The organism is Streptomyces sp. NBC_01275 (assembly GCF_026340655.1).
Lineage (GTDB): Bacteria > Actinomycetota > Actinomycetes > Streptomycetales > Streptomycetaceae > Streptomyces.
In genome coordinates, this window is record NZ_JAPEOZ010000001.1 from 4,113,767 (window position 1) to 4,138,747 (window position 24,981).

The 24,981-nt window shown below is 71.4% G+C and carries 21 protein-coding genes; 16 read left to right on the forward strand and 5 right to left on the reverse strand.

The genetic code is table 11. The annotated features are described in order from the left end of the window. Positions 1-2 precede the first annotated feature (2 nt). The 4 genes from OG562_RS17895 to OG562_RS46015 form a co-directional block, all read right to left on the reverse strand. Positions 3-1,004 carry a pyridoxal-phosphate dependent enzyme gene (locus OG562_RS17895; protein WP_266398806.1) on the reverse strand — a complete coding sequence of 334 codons (1,002 nt, stop codon included), beginning with the start codon at positions 1,002-1,004 and terminating at the stop codon, positions 3-5. After that, complete coding sequence (locus OG562_RS17900) at positions 988-1,833, reverse strand: SUMF1/EgtB/PvdO family nonheme iron enzyme (protein WP_266398808.1); 846 nt, start codon at positions 1,831-1,833, stop codon at positions 988-990. Before OG562_RS17900 ends, OG562_RS17895 begins: the two co-directional genes overlap by 17 nt. Beyond that, positions 1,830-3,455, reverse strand: coding sequence for a DUF885 family protein (locus OG562_RS17905; RefSeq protein ID WP_266398811.1), 1,626 nt, complete (start codon positions 3,453-3,455; stop codon positions 1,830-1,832). Before OG562_RS17905 ends, OG562_RS17900 begins: the two co-directional genes overlap by 4 nt. A gap of 88 nt (positions 3,456-3,543) precedes the next feature. Continuing rightward, positions 3,544-3,921: an MbtH family NRPS accessory protein gene (locus tag OG562_RS46015; RefSeq protein WP_323187529.1), complete on the reverse strand. Its 378-nt coding sequence runs from the start codon at positions 3,919-3,921 to the stop codon at positions 3,544-3,546. A gap of 520 nt (positions 3,922-4,441) precedes the next feature. Between OG562_RS46015 and OG562_RS17915 the strand changes: the two genes are divergently transcribed. The 4 genes from OG562_RS17915 to OG562_RS17930 all read left to right on the forward strand — a co-directional run bounded on the left by OG562_RS17915 (position 4,442) and on the right by OG562_RS17930 (position 8,860). Further along, positions 4,442-5,341: a cupin-like domain-containing protein gene (locus OG562_RS17915; protein ID WP_266398813.1), complete on the forward strand. Its 900-nt coding sequence runs from the start codon at positions 4,442-4,444 to the stop codon at positions 5,339-5,341. 50 nt (positions 5,342-5,391) lie between these two features. Further along, a complete protein-coding gene (ectB, locus tag OG562_RS17920) occupies positions 5,392-6,642 on the forward strand; it encodes a diaminobutyrate--2-oxoglutarate transaminase (protein ID WP_266398815.1) in 1,251 nt (416 codons plus the stop codon). A 142-nt stretch (positions 6,643-6,784) separates the two neighbouring features. Next, the gene (locus OG562_RS17925; protein WP_266398818.1) at positions 6,785-8,083 is read left to right on the forward strand and encodes an MFS transporter; all 1,299 of its coding nucleotides are present in this window, start codon (positions 6,785-6,787) and stop codon (positions 8,081-8,083) included. A gap of 18 nt (positions 8,084-8,101) precedes the next feature. Continuing rightward, entirely contained in the window at positions 8,102-8,860 is a 759-nt protein-coding gene (locus OG562_RS17930) for a thioesterase II family protein (protein ID WP_266398820.1), read from the forward strand. 78 nt (positions 8,861-8,938) lie between these two features. On the opposite strand, the gene OG562_RS17935 is transcribed toward OG562_RS17930, so the two are convergent. Further along, positions 8,939-9,937: a ketoacyl-ACP synthase III family protein gene (locus OG562_RS17935; protein WP_266398821.1), complete on the reverse strand. Its 999-nt coding sequence runs from the start codon at positions 9,935-9,937 to the stop codon at positions 8,939-8,941. A 312-nt stretch (positions 9,938-10,249) separates the two neighbouring features. Here OG562_RS17935 and OG562_RS17940 point away from each other — a divergent pair, with 312 nt between their 5' ends. The 12 genes from OG562_RS17940 (at position 10,250) to OG562_RS17995 (ending at position 24,964) form a co-directional block, all read left to right on the forward strand. Then, a complete protein-coding gene (locus OG562_RS17940; RefSeq protein ID WP_266398824.1) occupies positions 10,250-11,527 on the forward strand; it encodes a lysine N(6)-hydroxylase/L-ornithine N(5)-oxygenase family protein in 1,278 nt (425 codons plus the stop codon). A gap of 14 nt (positions 11,528-11,541) precedes the next feature. After that, complete coding sequence (locus OG562_RS17945; RefSeq protein ID WP_266398826.1) at positions 11,542-13,725, forward strand: AMP-binding protein; 2,184 nt, start codon at positions 11,542-11,544, stop codon at positions 13,723-13,725. Then, positions 13,722-14,075 (forward strand): phosphopantetheine-binding protein, encoded by a 354-nt coding sequence (locus OG562_RS17950; RefSeq protein WP_266398828.1) that lies wholly within the window; start codon positions 13,722-13,724, stop codon positions 14,073-14,075. Before OG562_RS17945 ends, OG562_RS17950 begins: the two co-directional genes overlap by 4 nt. A 161-nt stretch (positions 14,076-14,236) precedes the next feature. After that, positions 14,237-14,938: a hypothetical protein gene (locus OG562_RS17955; protein WP_266398831.1), complete on the forward strand. Its 702-nt coding sequence runs from the start codon at positions 14,237-14,239 to the stop codon at positions 14,936-14,938. Beyond that, positions 14,935-15,180, forward strand: a complete 246-nt coding sequence (locus OG562_RS17960) for an acyl carrier protein (protein ID WP_266398833.1) — start codon at positions 14,935-14,937, stop codon at positions 15,178-15,180. The genes OG562_RS17955 and OG562_RS17960 overlap by 4 nt, the downstream gene beginning before the upstream one ends. A 688-nt stretch (positions 15,181-15,868) precedes the next feature. Next, positions 15,869-17,026: a cytochrome P450 gene (locus OG562_RS17965; RefSeq protein ID WP_266398834.1), complete on the forward strand. Its 1,158-nt coding sequence runs from the start codon at positions 15,869-15,871 to the stop codon at positions 17,024-17,026. A 216-nt stretch (positions 17,027-17,242) separates the two neighbouring features. Beyond that, entirely contained in the window at positions 17,243-18,070 is an 828-nt protein-coding gene (locus OG562_RS17970; RefSeq protein ID WP_266398836.1) for a dimethylarginine dimethylaminohydrolase family protein, read from the forward strand. Positions 18,071-18,633: 563 nt separating this feature from the next. Continuing rightward, a complete protein-coding gene (locus OG562_RS17975) occupies positions 18,634-19,689 on the forward strand; it encodes a LacI family DNA-binding transcriptional regulator (RefSeq protein ID WP_266398839.1) in 1,056 nt (351 codons plus the stop codon). Positions 19,690-20,001: 312 nt separating this feature from the next. Then, positions 20,002-21,246: an extracellular solute-binding protein gene (locus OG562_RS17980; RefSeq protein ID WP_266398841.1), complete on the forward strand. Its 1,245-nt coding sequence runs from the start codon at positions 20,002-20,004 to the stop codon at positions 21,244-21,246. Between the two features lie 19 nt (positions 21,247-21,265). Then, entirely contained in the window at positions 21,266-22,249 is a 984-nt protein-coding gene (locus tag OG562_RS17985) for a carbohydrate ABC transporter permease (RefSeq protein WP_266398843.1), read from the forward strand. A gap of 80 nt (positions 22,250-22,329) precedes the next feature. Beyond that, the gene (locus OG562_RS17990; protein WP_266409364.1) at positions 22,330-23,091 is read left to right on the forward strand and encodes a carbohydrate ABC transporter permease; all 762 of its coding nucleotides are present in this window, start codon (positions 22,330-22,332) and stop codon (positions 23,089-23,091) included. A gap of 106 nt (positions 23,092-23,197) precedes the next feature. Then, positions 23,198-24,964 (forward strand): amylo-alpha-1,6-glucosidase, encoded by a 1,767-nt coding sequence (locus OG562_RS17995; RefSeq protein WP_266398846.1) that lies wholly within the window; start codon positions 23,198-23,200, stop codon positions 24,962-24,964. The last annotated feature ends 17 nt before the right edge of the window (positions 24,965-24,981 follow it).

Sequence of the window (24,981 nt, forward strand, 5' to 3'; positions counted from 1 at the left end):
GCTCATGCTCCCTCGGTTGCGACCGGTGTGAGGTGTTCGGCGACCCACGCGTCCGTGTAGACGGTGTCGGCGTACGGTTCGCCGCTGTCGGCGCACAGGAACGCCACCACCGGCTCCGGTCCGGTGTGCCCGTCGAAGTGACGGGTGATCGCGGCGTAGACGCAGCCGGTGGAGCCGCCCGCGTAGATGCCGTGGTCGCGCAGCAGGGCCCGGCAGCCGGCCACCTCGTCCCGCTCGGAGAGCACGACCACCTTTCTGATCCAGGCGTCGTCGATGAGCGGCGGACGGATGCTGGAGCCGATGCCCGGGATGCGTCGGCGGGCCGGCGGGGCGCCGAAGATCGCCGAGCCCTCGACGTCGACGGCGACCACGGCGGCCTCCGGGTGTTCCTCGCCGAGCCGGCGGGAGAGCCCGTTGACCGTCGCGCCGGTGCCGACCCCGACGAAGAGGTAGTCGATCCGGCCGACGTCCTCGAGCAGTTCCCGCGCGGTCAGCTCGTAGTGGCCGCGCGCGCCGTCCGGATTGGAGTACTGGTCCGGCCAGTACACGTCCGACAGCTCCGTGCGCAGCTCGGCGACCCGGGCGAGCCGGCTCAGCAGGTAGCCGCCGGCGCCGTCCGGCTCGGTGACCTTCTCCACCCGTGCGCACAGCCGCCGCAGCGTCCGCTCGGTGGCCGCGTTCACGTGGGGGTCCAGCACCGGCACGAACGGCACGTCCAGCTCGTTCAGAAACGATGCGAGGGCGAGCGCGAAGTTCCCGGAGGACGATTCGACCACCGTGGTGGTCGAGGTGATCTCGCCGCGCCGTACCGCCTCCCGGAGGATCCAGATCGCGGCTCGGTCCTTCGCGCTCCCCGTCCGGTTCTCCGACTCCATCTTGGCGTAGAGCCGGATGCCCGGGTGAGGCAGCCGCACGACCGGGGTCCTGGGCAGGTCGCCCAGGAGCGCGTCCACCCGGTCGAGCAACTGCCGGTCTACGGGTCCTTGGTCACCGTGCGCAGACACGGAAGCCCATGTCGTAGCAGCTGTAGTCGGGCAGGTTGTAGATCCGCACCCAGGCCAGGCAGCCGCGGGGGTTGCAGTTGTTGTAGAAGGAGCCGCCGCGGATCACGCCGAGCGAGATCGAGCCCGCCTTCGTCTTGATGACCCGCCCCGGCTTGTTCTCGTCGTACGGGTAGTGGTGGAAGGCGCTGGAGGTGATCTCCCAGACGTTGCCGGTGAGGTCCGCGTTGCCGTACGGGCCGGCCGCCTTCGGGTAGGCGTCGACGGGGGTGGTGTCGGCGACGTTCATGGTGTGGTTGCAGTGCTCGGCGGTGGGCTCCTCGTTGCCCCACGGGTAGGCGCGGGCGTCGGTGCCGCGCGCGGCCTTCTCCCACTCGGCCTCGGTGGGCAGCCGGGTGCCGGACCACTCGCAGTAGGCGAGGCAGTCGTAGGAGCTGACGTGGGTGACCGGGTGGTCGTCCTTGCCCTCCACGGTGGAGCCCGCACCGCGGGGGGTGCGCCAGGTGACGCCGTCGACCTCCTTCCACAGGTAGTCCTGGTCGGGGACGACGACGGCGGGGTCGCCGATCCAGACCCAGCTCTTGCCCTTCTTCTCCGCGTCGGTCACATGGCCGGTCGCCTCGACGAAGCGGCGGAAGTCGGCGACGGTGACCGGGTACCTGGCCATGCGGAACTCGGCCACGTCGACCTGGTGCTCGGGCGAGGCCGCCCGTCGCTTGCCGTCGTGCCGCAGCTCGTCGGAGCCCATGGTGAAGGGGCCGCCGGGGACGGTGACCCAGTAGTCCGCGGGGAACGTCTCGGCGGGGATCAGTTCTGCCGTCACCTCGGTCACGGATTCTCCTTCGTCGTTGTGGATGCGGCCGGAACGGGCCGGCCGTCGAGGTAGTAGCGCCATACGGTGGACAGCGGAGCGCCGCCGCAGCGCAGCAGCCGGTCGTGGAAGGCCTTCAGGTCGGCGGCCGAGTCGCGGACGCCGGCCAGCTCGCGCCACCGTCGGATGTGCAGTTTGCCGAGCGTGTACATGGCTCCGGCCGGGTTGGCGACCACGGCCAGCACCTCGCGGCCGGCGCGCTCGGGCGACCACGCGCACAGCGTGGCGGCCTCGGCGGCGGCAGCGCCGAACTTCTTCCGTCCGGAGTGGACGGAGAGGAACATCAGCAGGCGGGCGGCGGCCTCCAGCGCGAAGCGCAGGGCGGCGACCTCGACGAGCGGGCGGCCCTCGGCGAGGCCGCGCTCGATCGCCAGTTCCTCGGTGTAGTGGGCCCATCCCTCGGTGGTCCCGGGGAACCACGGCACGCACCTGCGGATCACGCCGGCGTGCTCGGGAGCGGCCTCGTGGTGCAGGTAGTGGCCGGGGACGACCTCGTGCACGGCGATCATCTCGAGCATCGGCTCGTTGAGGTAGTCGCGCAGTGCGGCGGGGTCGCGCGGCTCGGGGACGTGCAGCACGTGCGGCTGCGGCACCGTCTCGAGCGGTCCGGCGTGGTCGAACACGACCGCCGCGGAGGTCGACGCGTCGCGGGCGGGCCGGATGTCGAGACCGTACCGGCTGGTGAGGGTGACGACGTCCTGCTCGGCCCAGAACTCCCGCAGCCGCTCGATGATCCCCGACAGCGCGGTGACCACCGATCCGGCCGGGAGCTGTGCGCTCAGCAGTGCGTACGCCTCCTGCCGGCCGCGCACGCCCAGCCGTGCGGCGAGCGCGTCGAGGCGGGCGACCAGCTGCTGCACCTCGGCCTCGACCTCCGCGAGCAGCTCGTCCACCGGCGTGTCGACCCCTTCGGCCGCCTCGAGGTAGGCGGCGAGCAGGTCGGGGCCGAAGATCGCACGGACCGGCTCGGTGGCCGCGACCTCGGCCGCGAAGCCGGTGAACGCGGCGCTCGCCGAGCCGGCCAGCTCCAGGAGAGAGCTGTCGGCCGCTTCCGGCCGCCGTGCGACGAGCTGGGCGACGGTGTTCGCGACGGACGCCGCGCGGGCTCTGGCGTTCTCGATGCCGCTGATGCGCTCGCCCGCCGGCAGAGTGCCGCCGAGCGTCTTCGCCGCGGCGCCGAGGAAGTCCGGCAGCTGCGCGAGGTGACGCGACAGCGCCGCGACGCGCTCGTCCAGCGGTGCGTACTCGCCCCGCAGGTAGACGTGCACGTCGGCCTCGGCGAGCCAGAGGTCGGGCCCGCGGTGGGCCCGGCCGAGCTCGGCGATGCGGAACCGCTCGTCGGTGAGGACCCGCATCGCCGTGCCGAGGTCCGCTCGCACCTCCGCGTCCGCGTCCCCCGGCAGGGCGTCGAGCTGCGCGCGGACCGCGGTCAGCAGACCGTCCACATCGGACGGAGCGTCGGGCACGACGTCAGGCAGCCGGGCGTCGAATGCGTGACAGCCCGCCCGCCTGCCCACCTGCGGATATCGCTCGAAAACATAGTCGACGACAGCGGAAACGGAATTCTGGGCAGCAGACGTCATTTCACTTTTCTCAGAGAGCAGCGAGCCAACGGCGCGCAGGAATGGACGTGAAGTACCCGTTCATGGAATGCGAGACGGATTCGTCCGGCTAGGCCGTTTCAGCGCCCGGGCTCGGCTCGATGACTTCGCCGTCCTCGCCGTAGACCAATTCGTCGTCGAGGCTGGCCAGCATATTGCGAAGCTCCTCCGGGGACATGGCCTTCAGTTCGTCGGCGTCCACCAGCTGTGAGAGTACCATTCGACTTCCCTGTGTGATGAGAGATCCGGCATTGTCGAGGGCCTCGCGCACGCTCTTCGGGCGCATGTCGGTCCATACGCTTTCGATGTGGTCGAGGCATTCCTTGCGGGGGCGGGGGTCGCCCACCGCCGTCCAGCCGCCCGGCAGATCGCGGACCGCCGGCCAAATCGAGTACTGCTCCTCGCCGTTTACCACCACTAGGTATTGGGCGTTCTCGTCGTCGAACATCAGATTAGAGGTCCCATACAGTCGTTCCCGATTGGGGAGAGGCGGGATGCACTATCGGCAGGAGTCACTGCTGGATATTCAACTGCCACCCATCCAGGCGGTCCGGAAATTCATTCTCAGCAGTTCGACGGGATTCAAGCTAGGTCAGGCCGATTACGAGTGTCAAGAAACCGTGATTGCCTGCACACCCAATGAACGGAACAGCAACGTTCGTTGTCGGCGGGCGAGACGGGTGGTCAACGCAGGCCGCACGCGGTCGCCCTTGACCATAGGGCCGGACCTGGGAATCCTCGGACCCCGATAGAGGCGCTTCGTAAGCCGAAGGAACAAAAGGCCGGAGCGATCGCAGCCGTTGAACTCACTGCGCCCGCACAATCCGGAAGATTACGAGCCGGGCAGAAACCGTCCAAGCGGCGCCGCCCGAACATGAGCTGTTCTCGAAGTGGTCACCGCACACTGTTCGACCGACGCCGCGCTCCACTTGGACAGCAGCCGACGCGGAAGACGATAGGAGATGTCAGTGACAACGACGGCCCAAACGGTCCCTGTGGACGTGCGGACCGAGCTGAGCCCCGAGGAGTTCCGCGCCGTGTACCTGGGGCGCCGGCCGGTGGTGATGCGCGGCGCGGCCGCCCACCTGCCCGCGGTGTCCACCTGGTCGGCCGCCCATCTCGCCAAGGCGGCCCCCGACCAGCAGGTACGCGTCAAGGTCGGCACCGTCTCCGCGGGTCGCACCGCTGTCGTCCGCCTCGCCGACTACGCCCGCGAACTCGCGGAGTGGGAAGCCGAGGTCGCCAGGGGAGACGACCCCGGCGATCCGCCCGGCTATCTGCACGACGTGCCGCTGCTGTCGATGATCCCGGAGCTGCGCCGCGACCTCGAGCCGTTCCCCGCCGACTACTTCCCGCCGTTCTTCCGCGACCAGTGGTGGAAGTTTACGCAGTTCTTCGTCGGACCCTCGCGTGCGGTGACCCCGCTGCACTTCGACACCCTGCTCACCCACAACCTGTTCTTCCAGGTGCACGGGTCCAAGCAGTTCGTCATGGTGGCCGACGCCGAACGGGACAGGTGCTACACCTACAACTGGCGGTGGGCCGCGGTCGACCCGGACGCCCCGGACCTCGACCGGTACCCGCTCTTCCGTGACGCGACGGTCCTGACGGCCGACGTCCAGGCGGGCGACGTCTTCTACATGCCGCCCGGGACGCTGCACAAAGTCACCTCCCCCGGCGCGTCGATCTCGTTCAACATCGACTGGCACGACCGCGCCAGCGCGCTGCGCGGCGTCGCCGCGGTACGCGAGGGCATGCCGCTGAAGAACCTCCGCTACAACCTGCTGTTCGCGCTCGGGGTCGTCGCCGGCCTGCCGCGTGGCCTGCTGCTGCCGGGACTGCGCTCGTACTACTCCTACATCTCTTAGTGAAGGCCGGCCTACGGTCGCGCTACTCCTCTCATAGGGAAGGGGCTTCCATGAGCATCTTCGACCAGCACGAGTCGAACGTGCGGTCCTACAGCAGGCGCTGGCCGGTCGTCTTCTCCCGGGCGACCGGCAGCCACCTGCACTCCGAGGAAGGCCGAAGCTGGCTCGACTTCTTCGCCGGGGCCGGCTCACTGAACTACGGGCACAACAACCCGGTGCTCAAGCGGGCGCTGCTGGACTACGTCGCCAACGACGGCGTCACCCACGCGCTCGACATGTTCACCACCGCGCGGCACGACCTGCTCGAGACGCTCGTCGAGGTGGTGCTGCAGCCGCGGGGCCTGGACCACAAGGTGATCTTTCCGGGGCCGGGCGGCGCCAACGCCGTCGAGGCGGCCCTGAAGCTGGCCCGCACGGTCACCGGCCGCAGCGAGGTCGTGCACTTCACCAACTCCTTCCACGGCGCGACGCTCGGCGCGCTCGCGGTCACGGGCAATCCCTCGCACCGCCGCTCCGCCGGCGTGCCGCTCACCGGCGCGACCCCGGTGCCGTTCGACGGCGAGGACGGGCTCACCCACCCGGAGCACCTGGCGCGGCTCCTGGCCAACCCCGGCAGCGGGCTGGACCGGCCGGCCGCGGTGATCGTGGAGACCGTGCAGGCCGAGGGCGGGGTGAACGTGGCGAGCGCCGAGTGGCTGCGCGCGCTCGCGGATCTGTGCCGGCAGCACGAGATCCTGCTGATCGTCGACGACATCCAGGCGGGCTGCGGACGGACCGGCCCCTTCTTCAGCTTCGAGGACGCGGGCATCGTCCCGGACCTCGTCTGCCTGTCGAAGTCGATCGGCGGATACGGGCTGCCGCTCGCGCTCACCCTGGTCCGGCCGGAGCTGGACGTGTGGCAGCCGGGCGCCCACAGCGGCACCTTCCGCGGCGTGAACCCGGCGTTCGTCACCGCGACGGCGGCGCTGCACACCTACTGGCGGGACGACGCGCTGGAGAAGTCGACGCGCTCCAGGGGCGAGTGGATCGGGAACGCGCTCCAGGACATCGTCAACACCCACCCCGGCGCGGGCCTGTCCGCCCGCGGCCGCGGCCTCATCCACGGTCTGGTGGTCGGCGCGGGGCTGGCCGACGCGGTCGCCGATCAGGCGTTCGCGCGGGGCCTGCTGGTGGAGACCGCCGGTCCGCGGGACGAGGTCGTCAAGCTGCTGCCGCCGCTGACGGCCTCCGACGCGGAGCTGGCCGAGGGGCTCGCGATCCTCGAGACGTCCGTGCACGCGGTGATCGAACGGGCCGCATGAGCCCGAACACGACCGTCCATCCGTCAGTCCGTCCGTCCGTCAGTCCGCTAGTGAACCGAGACAGGAATCTGCCGATGACCTCGCAGAACATCGACCAAGTGCGCGGCCTGCCGCACACCCCGACGCTACGGGGAGCACGCTGATGGCGGAGGGAAAGGGCAGCGGCAAGCGGCGCGCCCTGGCTGAAGCGCTGGCGCCGCTCTCGATACGGGAGTTCCGCATCCTGTGGACCGGGCAGGCCGTGTCGGCCGCCGGCGGCGGGATGACCAAGGTTGCGCTGATCTTCGCCGTGCTGGCGGTGGACGGCACGGTCACCGACATCGGGCTCGTGATGACCGCGCAGGTCCTGACGCAGATCCTCTTCACACTGGCCGGCGGGGTGTGGGCGGACCGGCTGCGCCGCCAGTTCCTGATGCTGGCATCCGACCTGATCCGCGCGGCCGCACAACTGGTGCTGGCCGTTCTCCTCCTGTCCGGCGACGCCCAGGTGTGGCATCTGGCCGCCGGCGCCTCGATCTTCGGCGCCGCCCAGGCGTTCTTCGGCCCGGCGTCCAGAGGCCTGATGGCGGAGATCACGCCACCGGAACAGCTCCAGCGCGCCAACGCGCTGATGACCTTCAGCACCAGCGCCTCCACGGTGCTGAGCCCGGTGCTGGCCGGCCTGGTGATCGTGTGGTGGGGGCCGGGGCTGGTGCTGGCCGTGGACGCTGTCACGTTCGTCGTGAGCGCCGTGTCGCTGGCGATGCTGCGGCTGCCCCCGCGCACCATCCCCGCGCCCGAGTCGTTCTGGCGCGACCTGGGCACCGGCTGGCGCGAGTTCGCCGTACGACGGTGGCTGTGGCTCAACCTGATGGTGCACATGCTGCAGAACCTCGCGGTCGCGGCGTACTACGTGCTCGGCCCGGCGATCGCGGACGAGTCGCTCGGCGGACCGTCCGCCTGGGGCGTCATCGTCGCGGGCTTCGCGGCCGGCGCCATCGCGGGCGGGTTCATCGCGCTGAAGCTGGAGCCGGGCAGGCCGCTGATCGTCGGCAACCTCGCGCTGGCCCTGACCGCGCTGCCGCTGCTGGCCTTCGCGGTGCCGTTGCCCCTGTGGGCCGTGGTGGGCGCGGCGTTCCTCAGCGGCGCGGCGACCCTGTTCCTCGACGCCCTGTGGCAGGCGTCGATGCAGCAGCTGATCCCCGCGGAGGTGATGTCGCGGGTCGAGTCCTACGACTGGCTGATCTCCACGATCGCCGCACCCCTCGGCCTCGCCCTGGTGGGCCCGCTGGCCTCCCAGACCGGGCAGGCCCAGACCCTGCTGATCGCCGCCGCGATGATCGTCATCCCGTGCAGTCTCACCCCGCTGGTGCCCGGCATCCGCGCGGTCCGGCGCGCTCCCGACGGCCGCATCACCGGCCCGACCCCCACCCCGACCCCCCAGCAGCCCGCCCACGTGTGAGACGACGAACGAGGAGCCATGACCGACGGACAGGGTGAGTGGATCCGCCGTTACCGGGCCGCGCCCGAGGCGGCGGTACAGGTGGTGTGCCTCCCGCACGCCGGCGGGTCCGCGAGCTACTTCCGGCCGATGGCGAGGGCGCTGTTCCCCACGGTCGAGGTGCTGGCGGTGCAGTATCCCGGAAGGATGGACCGCGTCAACGAACCGTGCGTCGACGACTTCGCGGAGCTGACCGAGCGCACGCTCGCCGCGGTGCGTCGCGAACTGGACAGGCCGGTGGCGCTGTTCGGGCACAGCATGGGCGCGCTGCTGGCGTTCGAGGTGGCCAAGCGTCTGGAGGCCGACGGGGTCGAGCCGCTGGCGCTGTTCGCGTCGGGGGCGCGGCCGCCGGGCCGGCCGCTCCCCCGGCACGCCCACACGGCGACCGACGAGGAGCTGATCGCGGAGCTCGTCGCACTGGACGGCACCGACGAACGGCTGCTGGACAACGAGGACATGCGCGTGCTGGTGCTGTCCGCGCTGCGCGCGGACTACCGGATGCTGGACTCCTACCGATGCGACGGCCCCACGGTGGCGTGCCCGGTCGTGTCCCTGACCGGCGACGACGACCCCGTCGTGTCGATCGACGACGCGGCCGCGTGGGCGAGCCACACCGTCGGCCGGTCCGACCTGCACGTCTTTCCCGGCGGGCACTTCTACCTCGACGACCACTGGGCCGACGTGGGCGAGGTGCTCACGACCCGGCTCGGGACGCACCTCCCGACGCGGACGGGCTGACGACACCTGTCGTCAGCCCGTCCGCGCGTCTGTCGTCGATATGCCGGCCGGCCGACCTCGGCGGTCGGCCGGCCCACCTCAGCGGTCGACCTGCCACGCGGGCTTCGCGAGGATCTCCAGGACGGCGCAGCCGAAGGCGAACCCGGTGGAGTCGCCCAGCATGACGACCCGGTCCCCTACCTCCGCGGCCCCCGTCTCCAGCAGGTGGGTGAGCCCGACGAACGAGTCGCCGCCACTGGTGAGATGGCCGACCGTGCGTCCCAGGTCCCACGTCGTGCACGCGTCGTCGATCTCGAACTCGGCGCAGAAGTCGCGGTCGACCAGGAACCGCCCGGTGTACGGCAGGAGCCAGTGCCTGATGTCGCCGGCCCCGACCCCGGCGTCGGCGAGCACCGCCCGCACGCAGTCGCGTTTGGCTTCGGTCATCGTCCGCATCATCGACATGACGCGCTTGCGCTGCGCCTGGCGGTACTCCTTGCGGTCGTCGAACTGAGCGGGGTCGAGTGCGGTCAGTCCGCTGAACCTGCCGTCACCGACGATCTCGGTGGCGAGGAGCCGCGCGACGCCCTCCCCTCGGTCCAGCACCATGGCGGTGGCGCCGTCGGCGGGCACGCCGCCCTGGTCGTCGTGGTAGCGGTCGCCCTCGCGCGCGTACTTGTCCGCCGAGGTCAGCACGGCCGCACTGCCCGCGGAGACGTACATCGCGCCGAGCTCCAGCGACGCGATCGCGCCGTTGCAGCCCTGCCGCAGCCCGAGAGCCCGAGCCCGGCCGTCGTGGGCCATGCCCTGGACGTAGGAGGCCGGCTCGGTGACGCCCGCCGGGCCCTGCTCGTCGACGTAGGCGTGGACGAACACCCCGATGTCGGCCGGGGCGACGGCGGACCGGGCGATCGCGACCCGCGCCGCGTCGACGGCCATGTCGGCGGCGCAGCCGGAGCCGGCGACCGCGATCGACTCGTAACCGTGCGCTTCACGGATGGCCGGGTCGTACCGGCCGGCCGCCACCGGGGCCTCCACCGGCTCCCGGTCCCCCAGCGCCACTGCACAGGACCGGACGTACACATCGCCCCACTGCACGAAGCAACCTCCCGACGTAGTAACGCTGCTGAGCGTGAACGAGTCCGACCGTAACGATGTCCGCTCAGCTCCGGCAACGCTCATGCCCGCGGGCCGGCCGTGCGGCCGAAGACGGATCGACGCGCCTGGTCACAGCGGTGCCGGCCGGCTTGTCGCCCTCGTCCTTCGGGTGTTCACGCTCGTCCTGCGTACCTTCACTGAGCGGCGACGCCGGGGATACGATCCCGCGACGAAACCGGGCTGGACGGGACAGAATCGATCACACTCCGTCCCGTTGGCGTCCGAAGCACTGGGCCGGAGAGGAGCACCACCGTGACAGCCGCCGCGCTGCCGAACGTACCCACCGTGGACATCGCGGGGGTCGGGTTCGGGCCCGCCAACCTCGCCCTGGCGATCGCCCTCCAGGAGTCCGACGAACCGATCACCATGGCCTTCCACGAGCGGCAGGCGAGCTTCGGCTGGCACACCGGCATGCTGATCGAGGGCGCCACCATGCAGGTCTCCTTCCTCAAAGACCTCGCGACGATGCGCAACCCCGGCAGCCGCTACACGTTCCTCGCCTATCTGCACGCCCACGGCAGGATGCCGGCGTTCATCAACAGCAAGATGCTGTACCCGTACCGGATCGAGTTCCACGACTACCTCGGCTGGTCCGCGGCGCAGTTCGACACGCACGTCGCCTACGACTCCACGGTCGTGGGCGTCCGCCCTGTCCAGGGCACGGAGGGTCACGTCGACCTCCTCGAGATCACCACGCAGGGCGCGGACGGCAGCCGGCACGTCCAGCGGGCACGCAACGTCGTGCTCGGCACGGGGACGGCGCCCAACCTGCCGCCGGACGTCACCCCTTCGGCGCGGATCCGGCACAGCTCGCAGCTGCTCGCCGGCGACCTCGCCACACCGCGCCACGGGCGGTACCTGGTCGTGGGGGCCGGGCAGAGCGCCGCCGAGTGCGCCGACTACCTCCACCGCACCCACGGCGACGCGGCGGTGCACACCGTCCACTCGCGCTACGGCTACAGCGTCGCCGACGACAGCCCCTTCGCCAACGGCATCTTCGACCCGGCTGCCGTCGACGACTTCTACCAGGCGCCGGAACAGACCAAGGACGCGCTGCTCGCGTACCACGGCAACACCAACTACGCGGTGGTCGACCTGGACCTGAGCCAGGAGCTGTACCGGCGGGTCTACCTCGAGGAGGTACAGGGCCGCCCGCGGCTGCACGTCCACCGCGTCTCACGGGTGCGTTCCTGCACCGAGACCGCCGACGGCGTCGAGGTGGAGGTGGAGTCGCTGGTCACCGGTGAGGTGACGCGGCTCGTGGTGGACGGCGTCGTCTACGCCACCGGCTACCGGCCCGTCGACCACCTGCCGCTGCTCGGCGACCTGGCCGACGAGTGCAAGAAGGACGAGAGCGGCGGCCTGTACGTGGACCGCGACTACCGGGTCCGCACCTCGGACGCGCTGCGCTGCGGCATCTATCTGCACGGCGCCGGCACCGAGGGCAGCCACGGCCTGAGCGCGGGGCTGTTGTCCAACACCGCCGTCCGCGCGGGCGAGATCGCGACATCGATACTCCGTCAGACCTGATCGGGAGAGACACCGTGTTCGTTCCACCGATCTACCGGGTCACGGATCCCGGTCAGCTTCACCAGATCATCCGGCAACACCCGATGGCCATGCTGGTGGGCAACGGGCCCACCACCCCGTACACGACCCTCCTGCCGATCATCCACCTCCCCGGCGCCGAGGAGCCCGAGGCGTTCGCCGGGTTCTCGCTCCTGGGCCACCTCAACCGGGCCAACCCGCACTGGCGGGCGCTGGCCGGCGGCGCCCCCGCGAGCCTCGTCTTCACCGGCCCGAACAGCTATGTCACCCCGGCCCTGTACGACACTCCGGTGGCCGCGCCCACCTGGAACTTCGCCACCGCCGAGCTGACCGGTGACGTGGTGCCGCTGTCCGAGGGCGAGGAGACCCTGGAGGTCGTCCGGCGCACGGCCGAGCTGTTCGAGCGGCGGTTCGGCCAGGGCTGGGAGGCCGGCGGGTCGGTCGACTACTTCCGCTCCATCGTGAGCGGGGTCGGAGCCTTCCGGTTCGACGTGACGTCCGGGCAGGCGATGTTCAAGCTCAGCCAGGAGAAGAATCCCGCGATCCGCGACCGGGTCGCCAAGAGCATGCTCGACGACGGCGACGGAACCCGTCGCGCGCTGGGAGTCCACATGTGCCGAATGGGACGGACGGAGACGACGTCACGACCCACCCTGTGGGGCGGGTCCGCGGAGCCGGAGTGTCTGCTGGACGGGCTGGCCCGCACCGTGGCCGAGCGGCCCGACGAGCTCGCCCTGGTCGACGGGGCGACCCGGCTGACCTACGCGGAGCTGTGGGCCTGGGTCGCCGAACTCGCCGCGACCCTCACCCGCCACGGGATCGAACCCGGCAGCCGGGTCGCGGTGACCGGCGGACGCAGCGCGCGCACCGTCGCGGCCCTGCTCGCCGCCGTCGCGGTCGGCGCCACCTATGTGCCGCTGGACGCGTCGTATCCGGTGAACCGGCTCACGTTCATGCTGCACGACAGCGGCGCGAGCCTCCTGTTGCACGACGGCCCCCGGCCGACGATCGCCGACGAGGTGGCGACCCTCGCCATCGAGGACCCCTCCGGGGCCGGGGCCGGCGACTTCCGGCCGGTCGCCTGCCGCCCGGACCTCCCGGTGTACGTCATCTACACCTCCGGATCGACCGGTCTGCCCAAGGGCGTGACGATCCAGCACAGCTGCCTCGACAACATGGCGGCCTGGCAGCGCACCGACTCCGTCCGGCCCGACCTGCGGACCGCGCAGTTCGCGCCCCTGAACTTCGACGTGTGCTTCCAGGAGATCCTGGGCACCCTGTGCGGCGGCGGCACCCTCGTCATCGTGCCCGAGACGCTGCGGCGCGACCCGTTCGCCTTCCTGACCTGGCTGGCCGACCACCGCATCGAGCGCCTGTTCCTGCCCTACGTCGCCCTCCACATGCTGGCGGTGGCGGCATCGGCGCAGGACGGCGACCTGGGCCTGTCCCTGCGCGAGGTGAACACGGCGGGCGAGCAGCTGCTGTGCACGCCGCCGATCCGGGCCCTGTTCGAGGCCCTGCCCCAGGCCCGGCTCGGCAACCACTACGGACAGAGCGAGTCCGCGATGGTCAGCTCGTACGTACTGCCCGCCGACCCCGCCGCCTGGCCGTTGCTGCCGCCCATCGGCCGGCCGCTGCCGGGCTGTGAGCTGCTGGTGAACCCCACCGACCCGGAGGATCCGACCACCGGCGAACTGCTCGTCGCCGGCGCCCCGGTCTCCCTGGGCTACCTCGGCCGGCCGGAGCTGAACGCCGAACGCTTCATCACCGTCGACCCAACCCCGCAGGGACACACCAAGGCCTTCCGCACCGGCGACCTGGTGCGCGTCGAGGACGACCTCGTGTACTTCCTCAGTCGGCTGGACCATGACGTCAAGATCCGCGGCATCCGGGTCAACCTGCTGGAGATCGAGGCCTGCCTGATGCAGCAGCCCGGCGTCGCCACCGCGGTCTGCGTGGCCCTGGAGCCGGTCCCCGGCTCGCGTCAGCTCCGCGCCGCCGTCACCCTGCACCCGGACGTGACCGAGCCCGGCGACCTTCGCGCGGCGCTGGCCGAGCTGCTGCCCGAGGCGTCCGTGCCCGCGTCGGTGACCATCCTGCCCGGGCTGCCGCGGACCCCGAGCGGCAAGATCGACCGCGACTCGGTCGCCGAGTCCCTCGCGACCAAGGGCGACCGATGACGACCGAACCGACCACGACCGAACCGACGACAGTCGAGACCACGACGGACGAGACCACGACGGGCGAGCCGAGTACAGGCGAGCCGACCAGGGGCGAGCCGACTACGGGCGAGGCCGCCGGGCCGTACCGGCGGCGGATCGCCGAGATCTGGTCGGCCGCGCTCGGCGTCCCGGTCGCCACGGCCGACCACCACTTCTTCGAAGACGGCGGCGACTCCTTCCAGGCCGCGCTCGCGACCGCGACGGTGCGCCGCGAGTGGGGGCTGGAGATCACCGTTCAACTCCTCATCGATCACCCGGTGCTGGGGGACTTCGCGGATCGGGTGGCACGGTTCGTGGACGAGAGATGACAGAGCGCGTCGCTCATGCCGGGGCCGCCCGGACCCGGCGCGGGTCCGGCCGCCGCGGAGACGGTGGCGGTGGCAGTGGCAGTGGCAGTGGCTATGACGGTGGCGGTGGCGGAATCGACCGGTGCGTGAGGGAGACGAGGGAGACGAGGGAGACACAGAACATGTTGACGATCGTGGACTACCCGGGGCGCCGGCCGGAGGCCCCGGTCACCGCGCTGGGGCTCGACGGCATGGTCACGCTGCTCACCGACCCGCTGCCGGTCGAGGGCACCGGCCCCGCGTACGCGGCCCGACTCGACGACGGCCCCGATCCGATCCTGGCGTACTGCGCCGCGTCGGCGATCGCGGTCCACCTCGCCCGCCGGTCCGGGCGCCCGCGCCCCCTGGTCCTCTTCGATCCGATGCCGACCACCGACGACGACGTCGCCCGCGCCTACGCCGACGCGATCGCCCAGGTGCCGGGGGGCGGCGAGCCGCCGGTACCGATCGAGGAGCTGCCCGCCGAACCGGAGCCGTTCCTGAAGGCCGTCCGCGAGGACCTGACACTGCGCGCGGAGACGGCCCTGCGGGCGCAGGGGCTGGGCGACGACGTGATCGCCGAGCCGGTCGCGCACTTCGCCCGGCAGCACCTGTCCTATCTCGCCTACCTGCTGGCGGCGCGGGGCGCGCTGCCCAAGGAGCCCATCGGGCCGATGCTCCAGGTTCTCTCCCGCGACCACCCCGACCACCGGGACTGGCTCCCCGAGGGGGAGCTGACCACCCTACGCATCGACAGCGACCGGGCCGGGCTCACGGCCCACGAGTCGACCAGGACCGGCGTCGTGTCGTTCCTGTCCGCGACAACGAGGAGGCAACAAGCATGACGGGCGAAGAACTGCGGACCGCCGTTCGGACGATCTGGCGGGAGGTGCTCGGGGCCGACGTGGACGACGACACCGACTTCTTCGACGCGGGCGGCACCTCGTTCGCCGCGCTGCGCATCGTCGCGACGCTCAACGACCGGCACGGGACCCCGACGCCGGTGAAGGTGCTGTTCGACAGCCCCCGGTTCGCCGACTTCGTCGCGGTCCTGGACAAGGAGCCCGAGCTCAGCCCGCACAGCTGACGGGGCCGGCCGCAAGCGGGCCGCCCGGCAGGCGGCCGACCCGGCAGGCGGCCCACCCGTCGCACGGCTCCGTGAACCACGTACGCGGTCAGCACCTCGCACACCCGCCGCCGCACCAGTTCGTCCAGGTGCGGCGGCTCACCCGTGCCCGTGGGGACCACGGACCTCGATCTGCCGGTCGATCCGACCGAGGAACTCCGGCGTCCCGCCCTCGAACCGGCGGCATGCATCGCACGCCGACCGCCTGCGGTCGCAACGGCCGGTCACGACGGCCGGTCCCAACAGCCGGTCGCGACATACAGCGTGTGCGCATCGCCGCGCCTGCTCGGCCGGCTCCCGGCAGTGTCGTCGCACCGCTCTGCCGACCGCCGGTCCACCGCATCCTCGCCGACGCCGACGGCGCGGGCCGTCACCTGACCGCTCGGGCCGCGCCACCCGGCCGCTCGGGCCGCCGCCACCCGGCCGGTCGTCGACCCGTCCGGCGGCAGCGGGACGTCCTGCGCGCACCGCCGCCCGGAAGGGTGTGCCGTGCCCGGACACGCCCACGTCGACGTTCTGGTGCACGTCGTATCGCCTGGTCAACGTCCTGTCTGAGCTGGACATTCGGAGTGCCGCCTGTTGCGATGAGGACTTCCGGGCCATCGAGATTCGGGGGGCGTCCTTGTCTGTGTCGTTGACGGTCGACTTGTTGGATTCGGCGCCGTACGCGGACGGCAACCCGTACGAGGTGTGGCGGGCCATGCGGGAGGCCGGCCCCGTGCACCACCAGGTGGCGAAGACCGGCTCGGTGTTCTGGGCCGTGGTCGGGCACGAGGCCGGCAAACGGGTGCTGACCGACTGGAAGGTCTTCACCTCCACCCGCGGCACGACGCTGCGCGAGGACGACAACTCCGCTCCGTACCCCGGGGCCGGGAAGATGCCGGTCCTCACCGATCCGCCGCGCCACACCGACCTGCGCAGGGCTGTCGCCCCGTTGTTCACGCCGCGGGCCGTGGAGAGGCTGAGCGGGCTCGCCCACGAGGTGGCGGGCTCGCTCCTGGCCGATCTGCGCGAGCGGGGCGGCGGCGACTTCGTCACCGATGTGGCCGCGAAGTTCCCCCTCGCGGTCCAGGCCGGGATCCTGGGCATCCCTCCCGGGGACATCCCGCTGATCCTGGATGCCACGGGCCGCTCCGTGGACGAGACGGAGCACGGGGCCTCCGGCCACCACGACGTGATGACGTACTACCTGAAGGCGCTCGACGCCCGGCGGGGAGAAGCCGGCCGGGACCTGATCGGCGTGCTGCTGGAGGCTCGCGCGCGCGGCCTGCCGTTGTCGGACGAGGAGATCGTCCTGACCTGCGACAACATCGTGGTGGCCGCGAGCCAGACGGCCCGGCACGCGGCCAGCGGCAGCCTGCTGGCCCTGCTGGAGCACCCGGCGGCGTGGCAGGCGCTGCGCGAGGGGCGGGTGGGAGTCGACTCCGCCATCGAGGAACTGCTGCGCTGGACCGCGCCGGCCACGCACGTGATGCGCACCGCGGTGTGCGACACCGAACTCGCCGGCGCCACGATCCGGGCCGGTGACGCGGTGGCGGTGTGGATCGCCTCCGCCAACCGCGACGGCGCCGTCTTCGCCGACCCGGAGAAACTGGTCCTGGACCGCCGTCCCAACCCGCACCTGACCCTCGGCGCCGGTATGCACTTCTGCCTCGGCTCCGCCCTGGTCCGTGTGCTGCTGCGGGCGCTGCTGGAGGAGCTGATCGGGGCCGACATGTCCCTGGCGCTCGCGAAGCCGCCCGCCCGGCAGTCCACCTGGGTGGCCAACGGCCTGCGCTCCCTGCCGGTGACGGTCGTCCCCGCCTGACCGTCCCCGCCCGACCGTCCCCGCCCGACCGTCCCCGCCCGACCGGCTCCGGCCCCCGCCCCCGGCGGGGAACAGCCGTACCCCACAGCGGACTTGACGGGTCTGCCGTTCCAGGCCCGCGATCAGCCGGCTCCCGGCGATGCTCGGGCCGACGCGGCTGCGCACCGTACAGCCCCTGTTCCGCGAGCACGATCCGACCACCCCAGGGAAGGCACCGTGAACAGCGAACTCCTTGTCTCCGACGCGAGCCGGTTCCGGGTCGACTACGAGATCAACCCCTACATGGACACCGCGGTCCAGCCCGACCCCGTGGCGGCGCTGGCCGAGCACCGGGCGATCGTGGCCGCGCACCTCGCGGCCGGCCGCACGGTCGAGTACCTGCCGTCCGCACCGGAGTGCCCGGACATGGTGTTCACCGCCAACGCCGCCCTGGTCCGCGGCGACCGCGCCGTCCTCGGCTCCCCGCCGCCCCAGCGGAAGGCCGAGATCCCCTACTTCCAGGAGTGGCTGGCCGACCGGGGGTTCGAGGTCATCGAGGCGCCCTACGCGTTCAGCGGCCAGGGCGACGCACTGGCCTGCGGCGACCTGCTGCTGACGGGGTACGGCCAGCGCACCGACGAGCGGATGCTCGGGGTGCTCGCCCGCGAGCTGCACTACGAGGTGGTGCCGCTGCGCACGGTGAGCCCCCGCTGGTACGACCTCGACCTGGCCGTCGGCGTCATCTCCCCGGACGCGCTGGCGTACTGCCCGCAGGCCCTCGACACGCTCAGTCTGCGGACCCTGCGCGGGCTCGGGGTCGAGCTGATCGAGGTGTCCGTCGAGGAGGCGGCGCGGTTCGCGCTGAACCTCGTCAGCGACGGAACCACCGTGACCATGGCCCAGGACGCGCCGCGCCTGGCCGCCACCCTGCGCGACCGCGGCCTGAAGGTGGTCGAACTCCACACGACCGAACTCGCGAAGGGCGGCGGCGGCATCCGCTGCACCGCCCTGACGCTGGACAACCCGCCGCCGAAACAGCGCTCCGACGACAGACCGCACCGGTAGAGCCGCACAGCAGCGTTCCGGGACGTGCCTTGGCACGGACAGCAGGTTCCGGGACGTGCCATGCCACGACAGCGGCGTGCCGGAACGCGCCATGCCACGACAGCGGCGTGCCGGAACGCGCCATGCGCTGCGGGAGCCCGGCACTCCGCAGGCCGCCGACGAAGCCGAAGGGTCCGACATCTCGACAGCGGTCAGGATCCTTCGACGGTTCATCGAACCGGTTCGATGAAGCTAGCACCGAGGAAACCGGCCAGCAATACCCCCGACACGGATCCCTTCGGCCGCGCACGGCCGGCCGTCCTGACGAGGTCAGGGCGTCCCCGCCCGTCCACATCCGGCATCTGACCTGCTGCTGAGCGGGTGGCATCCCGGGCAGGCCAGGCACCGCACCTCCGCACGACTGCCGTTTCCGGGCCGTTACGGCAATTTCTGCACGAGGCGTTGACACCCGTCCGGGTTGCTCCTACCTTCACTTCACGCGAACCGGTTCGACGATCGATAGCCGTCCGACCCTGTTCTCTGGAATCATCGAACCGATTCGACCGCGCTCAGCAAGGAGTCCCGTGAACATCGGTGAGATCGCCAAGCGTGCCGGTGTCTCGCGGAGCACCGTGTCCTACGCCCTGAGCGGCAAGCGCCCCGTGTCCGACGACACCCGCCAGAAGATCCAGCGGGTCATCGACGAGCTGGGCTACCAACCCAACGCGAGTGCGCGGGCCCTGGCCAACGGCCGGACCAACACCATCGGTCTGGTCTTCCCGCCCGCCGGGAACCACTACACCGGCATGCAGCTGGACTTCATCGGAAGCGTCACCGAGGCCGCCGCGGCCCACGACTACGACGTGCTGCTCTCTCCGAGCGGCATGGACAGCGACCGCTCGTTCCAGCGGCTGCTGGGCGAGCGGCGGGTCGACGGCGCGATCCTGATGGAGATCCGGCTGCAGGACGACCGGCTCGACCACCTCACCGCGCTGGACTTCCCCTCCGTCGCCATCGGCCGCAGCGCCCACCCGCAGGGCAGTTGGTGGGTGGGCCTGGATCACACGGCACTGGCGGCGGCCTGTGTGCACCACCTCGCGGACCTGGGCCACCGCCGGGTCGCCTTCGTCAACCGGCCCGAGCAACTGCTACGGGCCGGGTACGAGTCGGCCCAGCGTGGGCTGGACGGTTTCACCAAGGCCGCGGCGGAACGCGGGCTCACCGTCCGGACGTACTGCTGCGGGGACGACGCCGCCTCGGGCCTCGCCTGTCTGGAGCGGATCCTGCACGACGACCCCGCCACCACGGCCCTGGTCACGCTGAACGAGGCCGCGCTCGGCGGCCTCTACCGGGGGCTGGCCCAGGCCGGCCGCCATGTGCCACGCGACTTCTCCGTCACCGGAGTGGTGGCCAGTCGGTGGGCGGAGACGGTGACCCCGCAGCTCACCGCGGCGGACGTGCCGGCGGAGCAGATGGGCCGCCTCGCCGTCGACCTGCTCGTGGAGCGACTCGACCACCCCGACACACCGGCCCGGCATCATCTGCTCGCGCCGCCGATCTCGTTGCGGGCGAGCACCGCGCCCGCCGGCGCCCGGCCCGCCGACCCCGCCGCGGACTTCGGCGCCCCCACCCACCCCTGACCGTCACCCCGCACCGCCCCCTTCACCTCGCGCATCCCGCAACGGTCGGCTGAGCGGCCCAACGCCCGGGTTCAGCGAACCAGTCAGCCCCCGATCACCCTTCCCCGGGCACACCCGTGCCGATGCCAGGGCACGCCCGTGCCGATGCCAGGGCACAGCTCTGCCGACGCCAGGGCACACCCCCGTGTGCCGATCCCAGCGCCCACCCCCGTGTGCCGATCCCAGCGCCCACCCCCGTGTGCCGATCCCAGCGCCCACCCCCGTGTGCCGATCCCAGGGCACACCCGTGCCGAGAGCCATGAGGAACACGCCATGAACAGATCTGCCAGACGGCGTCTCACCGCCGCAGTCCTGACCGTCGCCGCCGTCACCACCGGTGCCACCGCGTGCTCCTCCGGAGCGGGCGGCACCTCCACGAAGGCCGCGGACGGCGGCACGTACACGATCTGGGACCCCTACCCGCAGTTCGACAAGAGCTCGGCGTGGGCGAAGCTGCTGGACGGCTGCGGCACCGAGGCCGGGGTGAAGATCAAGCGGACCGCGTTCGACACCAGCGACCTGACGAACAAGGCGCTGCTGGCGGCGCAGCAGGGCAACTCCGCGGACGTCCTCATCGTCGACAACCCGGTGGTGTCGACCCTGGCGGAGGCGGGTGTGCTGACCTCGACCGATGACAACAAGCTGGACGTCTCGAAGGTCGATCGCAACCTGCTCGCGGCCGGCCAGTCGGGCGGGAAGACGTACGGCACGCCGATCGGAGCGAACACCCTCGCCCTGTACTACAACAAGGCGGTGCTGAAGGACGCCGGGGTGGACATCGCCTCGGTCAAGGACTGGAAGTCGCTGACGGCGGCGCTCGCGAAGGTCAAGGGGGCGGGCAAGAAGGGCATCACGTTCTCCGCGATCGGCACGGAGGAGGGCAGCTTCCAGTTCCTGCCCTGGTACTGGGGCTCCGGAGCCCAGCTGACCGCGCTCGACTCCGAGCAGGCCGTCTCCGCGCTGTCGCTGTGGAAGAACTGGCTGGACAAGGGCTACGCCCCCAACTCGGTGATCAACAACACCCAGACGACCAGCTGGCAGGAGTTCGCGAGCGGCGACTACGCGTTCGCGGAGAACGGCACCTGGCAGCTCGCCAATGCCGAGAAGGCCGGTTTCGACTACGGCGTCGTCCCCGTCCCCTCCGCCACGGGCGGCGACGCCGCGGCGCCGACGGGCGGCGAGTTCGTCACCGTCCCGGTGCAGGACGACACCGGCCGCTACGCCACCACGCAGAAGCTCGTGTCCTGCCTGAGCAACAGCCAGAACCTGCTCGACACCGACACGACGCTGTCCTACGTGGCCCCCACCGCCGAGGTCCAGGACAAGCAGGTCGCGGCCAACCCCGAGCTCAAGCCCTGGGTCGACGCGGTCAAGGCCGCCAAGGGCCGCACCAGTGACGACCTGGGCACCGAGTACCCGAAGATCTCGGAGCAGTTGTGGAAGGCGGTCCAGTCCGTCCTCAGCGGGTCGGCGTCGCCGAAGAACGCGCTGACCGCAGCCCAGTCCGCCGTCAAGTAGCCAGGACTCCGGCCAACTGATGAAGCACACGACACAGTCGGCGGACCGTCGGCCGGTGCTCGACCGGACCGGGGCGGCCACCGCCGCCCCGCCCCCGGCCCGCACCACGACCCGGCGCCGCCCTCGCTCCCCGCAGTGGGCCGCCTGGGCGTTCCTCGCCCCGGTCACCCTCTACCTCGGCCTCTTCTACGCCTATCCGCTCTACCGCAACCTCGACCTGAGCCTGCGCAACTACACGGTCCGCTCCTTCGTCCAGGGCGACGCGCCGTTCACAGGCCTGGCCAACTACCGGACCGTCTTCGACGACCCGACCTTCGCCCCGGCACTGCTGCACACCGTGGTGTTCACCGCCGTGTGCCTGGTCTTCCAGTACGCGATCGGTCTGGCCCTCGCGGTCTTCTTCAACCAGCACTTCCGGCTCTCCGCCACCCTGCGCGCCCTGTTCCTGGTGCCGTGGCTGCTCCCGCTGATCGTGTCGGCCTCGACCTGGTCGTGGATGCTCAACAGCGACTCGGGCGTCGTCAACGCCGTGCTGCACGCCGTCGGAATCGGGCCGGTGAACTGGCTGACCTCACCGTCGTGGTCGCTGGCCTCGGTGATCATCGCCAACATCTGGATCGGCGTCCCCTTCAACCTGGTCGTCCTCTACAGCGGACTGCAGTCGATCCCCACCAGCCTGTACGAGGCCGCCGCCCTCGACGGGGCAGGCCCCTGGCGGCGGTTCTGGAGCATCGCCTTCCCGCTCCTGCGCCCGGTGTCCGCCATCACCCTCCTGCTGGGCCTGGTCTACACGCTCAAGGTCTTCGACATCATCTGGATCATGACCAAGGGCGGCCCGGCCGACTCGTCCACCACCTTCGCCACCTGGTCCTACCAGCTCGGCTTCGGCAACCTGCTGCCCGCCTTCGGCCCCGGAGCGGCCGTCGGCAACCTGCTCGTCGTCGCCGCCCTGGTCTTCGGACTGGTCTACCTGAAGGTCCAGCGAAAGCAGGCGTCGTCGTGACCGGAACCGCCGTCGACACCCTGAAGCGCCGCAACCGTACGTGGGCCAAGACGACCGTCGGCGTCCTCCTCACCGCGGTCATGCTCTTCCCGGTCTACTGGATGCTCAACGTGTCCTTCACCCGCGACCAGGACATGCGCAAGTCCCCGCCGGACCTGTTCCCCGCCCACGGCACGCTGGAGGGCTACCGCGCCGTCCTCGACCAGCAGCTGCCCTACCTCGGCACGAGCCTCGTCATCGGCCTGGGCACCGTCGTGCTGACCGTGGCACTGGCCGCGCCCGCCGGCTACGCGCTGGCGAAACTCCGCCCACGCGGCGGGGGCGTGCTCAGCTTCCTTCTCCTGGTCGCCCAGATGGTCCCCGGCATCATCATGGCGATGGGCTTCTACGCCGTCTACCTCAGCCTCGGCCTGCTCCAGTCCGTCCCCGGACTGATCGTCGCGGACTCCACCCTGGCCGTCCCCTTCGCGGTCCTGATCTTCACCGCGTTCATGTCCGGCATCCCCGGCGAGCTGATTCAGGCCGCGCAGATGGACGGAGCACGGGCCCTGCGCACGTTCTGGTCCATCGTCCTGCCCATGAGCCGCAACGCCGTGGTCACGGTGTCCCTGTTCGCCTTCCTGTGGTCCTGGTCCGACTTCGTCTTCGCCAGCACCCTCGCAGGCGGCGGGGCGCACGAGCCGATCACGCTCGGCATCTACCACTACATCGGCAACAACAACCAGGAGTGGAACGCCATCATGGCCACCGCCGTCGTGGCCTCGCTGCCCGCCACGGTGATCCTGGTCCTCGCCCAGCGCTACGTCGCCGCCGGGGTGACCGCCGGCGCCGTCAAGGACTGACGCGCCCGGCGCATGAGCCGCGCTCTCCACGAGCCGCCGTGCGAGCACCGTCGCCCCGCCCGGCAGACCGCCGACCACCCCCGCTCAAGAAATGAGTGCCGCCTTCATGACCGCCGCACCGTCCGGCCCGGCCTTCTCCGTTCACGACATCCCCTTCAGCGCGCACGGATCCTGGTTCGGCATCTCTCCCGTGCTGGCGGAGAAGACGTACGCCGAGGACCTCCACCTCGTCTCGCACCAGAACGGCATGCACGCCGTCCTGCGCCTCGTCCCCCTCGACGCCGCGACGGGCGACCGCGCCGAGACCGCCGTCCAGGCGACGCCGGGCCTGCTCACCTGGACCGGTGCGGACGGACGCATCGACCTCGCCTACGAGTCGCCGGACACCGTACGCGTACACGGCACCGGTCTCGGGTTCGACGTCAGCGCGGCGGCGCCCGCCCTGACCCCCTTCAGCGGGACCTACTTCTATCGCGACCCCGTGGACGGCGCCCACACGTTCACCTCCTACGAGACCGGACGCCGCTACCGGATCACCGTGCTGTCCGGCACGGTCGCCGACGTGCACGGTTCCCAGGTCCTGGGCGCCGGTGACCGCGGTCTCACGGTCACCGCCGGGGCGGACGGCTCGTGGGAGGTCGCGATCGAGGAACTCGACAGCGCGCGACCGCCGTATCGCCCGTCGTCGACGTTCGGCGAGGTCATGGCGGCCGCGCGGCAGTCGTTCGCCGAGTTCGTCGACACGGTCGCCCCATGGCGCTCGGCCGCCACCCCGGCCGCCGAACTCGCCGCCTACGTGGTGTGGTCGGCGACGGTGCGCCCGGCGGGTCTGGTCACCCGGCCCGCGGTGCTGATGTCCAAGCACTGGATGGACAAGGTGTGGAGCTGGGACCACTGCTTCAACGCCCTCGCCCTGGCCCCCGGATCCCCCGGCCTCGCCTGGGACCAGTTCGCGCTGCCCTTCGACCACCAGGACGCCGGCGGCGCACTGCCCGACTCCGTCACCCACTCCGAGGTCCTCTACAACTTCGTCAAACCGCCCATCCACGGCTGGGCCTTCGGCCACCTGCGCCGACGGCTCCCCGAGCCGCTCACCCCGGCGCAACTGACCGAGGCGTACGACAGACTGACCCGCTGGACGGACTTCTGGCTCACCGCGCGGCGCGCACCGGGCGCCGCCCTCCCCCACTACCAGCACGGCAACGACAGCGGCTGGGACAACGCCAGCACCTTCGACCCCGGCCGCGTGGCCGTCACCGCCGACCTCACCGCGACGCTCGTCCTCCAGCTCGACGAACTGGCCCTGCTGGCAGGCGAACTGGGCTTCCCGGACGACGCCCGGCGCCGTACCGGGACGGCCGACGCCCTCCAGGCGGCCCTGCTGGACGAGCTGTGGGACGGAACACGGTTCCTGAGCCGCCCGGCCGACGGCGGAGCCCCCGCCCAGAGCGCCAGCCTGCTCGACCTGATGCCGATCGTGCTCGGCGACCGTCTGCCCACCGCAGTCCGCGACCGGCTGGCCGAACGGATCGAGGCCCACCTCACCGCGTTCGGCCTGGCGACCGAACACCCCGGCTCCCCGCACTACGAGCCCGACGGCTACTGGCGCGGCCCGATCTGGGCCCCCGCCACCGTCCTCATCGAGGACGGCCTGCGCCGCGCCGGGCACGAACGCCTCGCGGACGAGATCAGCGCCCGCTTCCGCGCCCTGTGCGAAACCTCCGGCTTCGCCGAGAACTTCGACGCCCTGACCGGCCAGGGACTGCGCGACCGCGCCTACACCTGGACCGCCAGCAGCTATCTGCTGCTCGCCCGCGACCACCGCCGCCGCGCGGACGCCGGGGCCGACACCACCGTCACCACCGTCGCCTGACGCGCGAGCGACAACCC